Here is a 1,736-nt window from a genome sequence, read left to right on the forward strand (position 1 = left end):
TCGACGCCTCCGACCAGCGCAGCGAATCGGATTTCGCCCACGAGGTCATTGCGGGAATCGACGTGGACGCTTCGGCTCTCACGGTCGCAGACACAGCCGCGCGCGGCCCGGTACGCCGACCATCTGAACGACGTGGCAACACAAGTCAGCCAGCGCCACACGGGGCCGGTCCTTCGCCCCCACCTTCAGGAAGGCTCGGCAGCGACCGTGCTCCCGGAGGCCACACGTACAGCAGCACCGGTCACTCTGGGCAACCGCGGCCGCGGCGGTCTGACCAGCCTGCTTCTGGGCTCGGTGAGGCGAGGCTGGCTCAACCAGATGACAGCACCCGCCCTCATCGTCCCGAGAATGACCGCGCAATCGGCACTCTGCGCGCCGGTCGCAATCCGCCGAGTGCGTCACCTGCCCGGTGTTCCGCATTCCCCGAAGTTGTACATAATGTAGAAATACTTGCTATGCTGAGTGATGACGACAGCGGTTTCGTCACGGGGTTGCCGCCGTCGCTCGAATCTGAGAAACCCCCTGGGAGGTTCGTGATGTACGACGACGTCAATACCGCCGACTCGACAGTCCGCGATCATGGGGTTCTGGTCGGTTTCGACGGATCCGAACACGCCAAGGCGGCCCTGCGGTTCGGGGCGAACGAAGCCCTCCGCCGGAAGACCAGACTGACCGTTGTCACCGTCTATACGGTACCGGTGCCGATCTATCCCAATATGGCCTCGCTCCCGCCGGAACCGGAGGGCCAAACCAGGCGGAAGATCGCCGAGGCCACGCTCGAAGTGGCCGAGGGAGACCTCAGCGACTACGCGGGCGAAGTCGTGTTCGCAGTTGCCGAGGGCAACCCCACCGGCACACTCGTCGAGCTGTCCGAGCAGGCCCAGCTGATCGTCGTCGGCGCTCGCGGACGCGACGGGTTCGTCGGACGCGTCCTCGGTTCAGTCGCATCCGCCCTGCCTGCCCACGCCCACTGCCCGACGCTCGTGTTCCCCGGAACCGACTTGGCCGAGGCCGGCACGAAGGATGAGGGTCCTGCCGAGGAGGCGATCACCGCTCCGATCGTCGCCGCCGTCGACGGTTCGGCCCAGAGCTTCGCGGTCGTCAAACAGGCGGCACAGACCGCCGAAGAGACCACCGCGCCTCTGAAGCTGCTCATGATCATGCCTCAGCTGGAGGAATGGCTGTACTGGTACCCCGATCTTCAGGTTCACCACGAGTCGCGACAGAGACGCCGAGCCGAATTCGAGACGAAGATCAGGTCCGACTTTTCGTGGCTGTTCGACGATCATCCGGACCTGGACATCTCCATCGACGTCGAGATCGGCCATCCCGAGGACGTCATCAGCGACTGGACCGCGAAGGCGGCGCTGACCGTGGTCGGCAACAGAGGCCGCGGAGCGGTGCGCAGTGCTCTGCTCGGTTCCGTCTCCCGCGGCGTGCTCAACACCGCACGGGGCCCAGTGATGATCGTTCCGCGCCAGTCATAACCAGATCCCTCGCAGTTCGATGCCCACCGACCAATGGGTGCGCATCGAACAGCGGCGGCGTGCGTCGACCTGGCGGGTGTTCTCGACGACCTTGCTCGGCGAGAGACTGGTCGCCACACCGACGGCGAAGACAATGGCGGAGACGATGAGGCACGCCATCGGCGTGCCGTGTCAGCCAGGAACCACCTCGGCGAGCGTGCCGTGTCAGCCAGGAGCCGCCTCGGCGAGGGTACCGGCGATCTTCGGAGG

The 1,736-nt window shown here is 65.6% G+C and carries 3 protein-coding genes; all 3 read left to right on the forward strand.

The features are described from left to right. Positions 1-48: 48 nt before the first annotated feature. The gene (locus L0G76_RS16300; RefSeq protein WP_369696205.1) at positions 49-444 is read left to right on the forward strand and encodes a universal stress protein; all 396 of its coding nucleotides are present in this window, start codon (positions 49-51) and stop codon (positions 442-444) included. Between the two features lie 92 nt (positions 445-536). After that, positions 537-1,487, forward strand: a complete 951-nt coding sequence (locus L0G76_RS16065) for a universal stress protein (protein ID WP_304358127.1) — start codon at positions 537-539, stop codon at positions 1,485-1,487. A gap of 19 nt (positions 1,488-1,506) precedes the next feature. Next, on the forward strand, positions 1,507-1,736 hold a 230-nt coding region (locus L0G76_RS16070), incomplete at its 3' end, for a hypothetical protein (RefSeq protein ID WP_304358128.1).

This window comes from Brevibacterium picturae (genome assembly GCF_030453725.1).
Classification (GTDB): domain Bacteria; phylum Actinomycetota; class Actinomycetes; order Actinomycetales; family Brevibacteriaceae; genus Brevibacterium; species Brevibacterium sandarakinum_A.